The sequence below is a fragment of the Novosphingobium sp. B-7 genome (assembly GCF_000410615.1).
GTDB classification, from domain to species: domain Bacteria; phylum Pseudomonadota; class Alphaproteobacteria; order Sphingomonadales; family Sphingomonadaceae; genus Novosphingobium; species Novosphingobium capsulatum.
On sequence record NZ_KE148492.1, the window covers coordinates 1 to 3,875 of the forward strand.

Annotated in this window: 3 protein-coding genes; 1 reads left to right on the forward strand and 2 read right to left on the reverse strand. The window is 67.1% G+C overall.

The features are described from left to right. Positions 1–157: 157 nt before the first annotated feature. Positions 158–1,675 carry a choline-sulfatase gene (betC, locus tag H926_RS0121845; protein WP_022678149.1) on the reverse strand — a complete coding sequence of 506 codons (1,518 nt, stop codon included), beginning with the start codon at positions 1,673–1,675 and terminating at the stop codon, positions 158–160. A 90-nt stretch (positions 1,676–1,765) separates the two neighbouring features. On the opposite strand from betC, the gene H926_RS29760 reads away from it, so the two are divergent. Further along, entirely contained in the window at positions 1,766–2,680 is a 915-nt protein-coding gene (locus tag H926_RS29760; protein ID WP_022678150.1) for a LysR substrate-binding domain-containing protein, read from the forward strand. Between the two features lie 149 nt (positions 2,681–2,829). Here H926_RS29760 and H926_RS29765 read toward each other — a convergent pair. Next, positions 2,830–3,875: HPP family protein (locus H926_RS29765; protein ID WP_022678151.1), on the reverse strand; the 1,046-nt coding region annotated here is incomplete at its 5' end.

Here is a 3,875-nt window from a genome sequence, read left to right on the forward strand (position 1 = left end):
GGCCGTACCCGCACCGATCGCCGCGAGCGAGAGCGCCGGGCGCGGGCCGCCCGATCCCGCCGCCACAGTGCCGGGGGCCGCATCGGCCGATCCTGCCATCGCTACCCCCATTGCCGCGTCCCCCCGTATGTGCGCGATGCGCTGGCCTGCCAGGCGATCAATCGAAGCGCACGCGCGGGAAGCGCGCAACCGCTTCCAGCAATTCCAGATCCATATGCGCGCGGATATACTCGCGCGAGGCATCGCGCGGCACCTGGTGGTCCCAATGGGTCAAGGCGCCGGCCGCATTGGCCCGCGCCACCAGATGGCGGCGTTTCTGGCTGGCCAGCACCTGTGTTTCGATCAGCGGCAGGTTCCAGCGCTTGGCCACTTCGGCCCGCAAGGCCGCCACGCGATCGGCCTGGGCCGGCTCTGCTGCCAGGTTGCAGGTCTCGCCAGGATCGTCGGCCAGGTTGTAAAGCTGGTCAGGATCGGTCGGGCAATGCACGAACTTCCAGTCGCCGCGCCGGATCATTACCACTGGCGCGATCGCCCCTTCGCCCAGGTATTCACCCAGCGCCAGGTCGTGGCCGTCTTCGCCGCGCAGATGCGGCACCAGGCTGTGCCCGTCGATCGGGGCCGCATCGGCAGGCGGCAATCCCGCCAGATCGAGCAGCGTGGGCAGAATATCGAGGGTCGACACCGCCGCCTCTACCCGCCGCGTGGCAAAGCGGGCCGGGGCATGGACCAGCAGCGGCACCCGCGCGGCGTTTTCGAAGAAGTTCATCTTGTACCACAGCCCACGCTCGCCCAGCATCTCGCCATGGTCGCCGCTCACCACCACCACGGTGTTTTCAGCCAGGCCGGTTTCTTCCAGCGTGTCGAGGATCAGGCCGAACTGTTCGTCGACAAAGCTGATCGCGCCGAAATAGGCGCGCCGCGCGGCTCGCACTTGTTCCTCGGTCAGCGGCATCAGATCGGTGCCGCACACATGGCGCAGCCGCTGGGCATGGGGATCATCAACCACGTCACCGCGCCCGATGCGCGGCATGGGGATTTCGACGCCGTCATAGAGGTCCCAATAGCGGCGCTGGATGGCAAAGGGATCGTGCGGATGGGTGAGCGAGGCGACCAGGAAAAACGGCCGCTTCGCCGGATCGCGCGCAATGTCGAACAGCTTGCGCCGCGCGGTGAAAACCACTTCCTCGTCGAAATCGATCTGGTTGGTGCGCACCGTCGGCCCGGCAGTGACGACCGAATCCATCGAGTGATACCAGGTTGGCCGATGATCGGGGCGCGACCAGTCGGGCGTCCAGCCGAAATCGGCAGGATAGATGTCGGTGGTCAGCCGCTCTTCAAACCCGTGCAACTGGTCGGGGCCAACGAAATGCATCTTGCCCGCCAGGATCGTGTGCCACCCGCCAGCGCGCAGATAATGCGCCATCGTGGGCGTATCGGCGGCAAATTCGGCGGCATTGTCATAGGCACCGATGCGCGAGGGCAACTGGCTGGCCATCAGCGAAAAGCGCGAGGGCGCGCACAGCGGGCTGGGGCAATAGGCATTGGCAAAGACCACGCCACGTTCTGCCAGCGCCGCCAGCCGTGGCGCATGGACCGGCCATTGCCCCATGAACGGCAAGGCATCGGCCATCATCTGGTCGGCCATGAGGAACAGAAAATTCGGCGCCTCGGTCATCCCCATCAATCCCTTCTGGCAAATCGCAAGGCATAAGCTAGAACCAAGGCAGAGCAGCGGTGAAGCCGTTGCCTGCTTAAGGGGGCATAAGTGGAGCTTGCGCCTGGAACCTATGCACGCCTGCCTCTGCGCGGCCTTTTGGTGTTCGAGGCCGCGGCCCGGCGCGGCACCTTTTCGGGCGCGGCACGCGAACTGGCGATGACCCAGGCCGCGATCAGCCAGCATATCGGCCATCTTGAGGCAGAACTGGGCGTGACGCTGTTTGCCCGCCACCATCGCGGCGTGGAACTGACGCAGGCGGGAGAGCGGCTGCTGCCGCGCGTGGAAGAAGGGCTGCAGTCCCTGGCCAGCGGCGTGGCCAGCGCGCGGCGGCACAAGGGCACCCGCACTGTCACGATCCTCACCGATTTCGGCTTTGCCGCATGGTGGCTGATGCCGCGCATCGGCGAGTTGAGCGACCTGATGCCCGAAGTGGAAATCCGCCTGATCACCTGGCAGGGCACAAGCGACGCGCTGGGCACCGAGTTCGACCTTGCCGTGCTGTTCGGCAATGGCCAATGGCCCGGTTGCCGCGCCCATCGCCTGTTTGCCGAAGAGGTCTTTCCGGTCTGCGCGCCGAGCTATCTCGGCACGCGCACAGCCCCGCTGCCCCCGGCAGAACTGGCCGGCATGCGCCTGCTGCATCTGCGCGGCGCGGGGCCAACCCGCTGGTTCGACTGGGCAGACTGGTTTGCCGGCATGGGCGTGCCACCGCCCGCCACCAAGCAGGAACTGGCGTTCAACAACTATCAGATCGTGTTGCAGGCCGTGATGCTCGGCCAGGGCGTGGCGCTGGGCTGGTCCCCGCTGATCGACGATCTGGTGCGCGCCGGCAACCTGGTGCGCCTGACCGAGCGACCGCTATCAAGCCCGCGTGGCTACCATCTGGTAGAGCCGCTGTCCCGCCCCCTTCCCGCCGACGTGGCGCGAGTCAACGCGTGGCTACGCCAGGCCGCCGCGCGCTAGGGGTTCGCCTGACGGGATGCGCCGACAAAACAGCGGGCCCCCGGATCAAGTCCGGGGTGACGAGGAAATATAGATAATCTATGAACTTACCGTCACCCCGGACTTGATCCGGGGTCCCGCTTGAACCTTTGGATCATAGCTGCAACGCCTCATCCCGCATGCCGCGCGATTTCCTCGGCAATGTGCCCGCGCCACAGGGCGGCGAGTAGGTCGGTTTGGGCAATCAGGCCGAGGAAGCGGCCTTGCCCGTCCACCACCACGGCTTCGCGGTGCAGGCCTCCCGACAGGATCGGCAGCAGTTCATCGATCGCACGGTCCGGGCTGGCCAGGCACGGGGCTGCGTCCATCACAGACGCAACCGTTGCATCCTGCCCAGCGCTGGCGGCGGCCACAGCCAGTTGGTCGGCGCGCAACAGGCCGGCAACATGGCCGTCGGCCCGCACCACCGGCAGGCTTTCGCCATGGGCAGCCAGCGTGCGCGCCGCCACATCCAACAGCGCGTCAGGGGCGATCGTGGTGGCGTCAGCACGCATGATCTGTTCGCAGCGGATCACCCCGTGCAGGCGGCGATAGGCGCGCCCCTCCACCTGGCGGAACAGCGCGTCGAGGTCTTCGCTGCTGACGTCGAGCAGTTCATCGTATTGCGCCAGCACCGCTTCCACGTCCGCCATGGTATAGCCGGCGGCCGGCGCAGTGGCGGGGTCTGCCACGGCGCGAACATGGTGGGGATAATTGCCCCTCGTGGCGAGGTTATAGAGCCAGCCGGCCGCCACCAGCAGCAGGCAGTTGATGGCCACTGGCATCAGCGCGAAATGCCAGCCTGCCGCCGCGATCGCCGGGCCACCGATCACCGCCGTCAGCGCCACGGCGCCGCCGGGCGGATGCAGGCAGCGCAGCAGGCTCATCATCACGATCGCGCTCGCCACCGCCAGGCCGGCTGCCAGCGTCGGATCGCCTAAAGATCGCGCCCAGAAGATGCCGCACAGCGCCGAAACCGTGTTGCCGCCGATGATCGCCCAGGGCTGCGCCAGCGGGCTGGCCGGCACGCCGAACAGCAGCACGGCCGAGGCACCCATCGGCGCCACCAGCAGCGGCACCGAGACGGCCTGCCCCGCTGCCCAGCGATGCATGACAAAGCCCGTGATGAAAATGCCGAACACGGCACCGATAAAGGCATGAACCAGGCGCCAGGCCG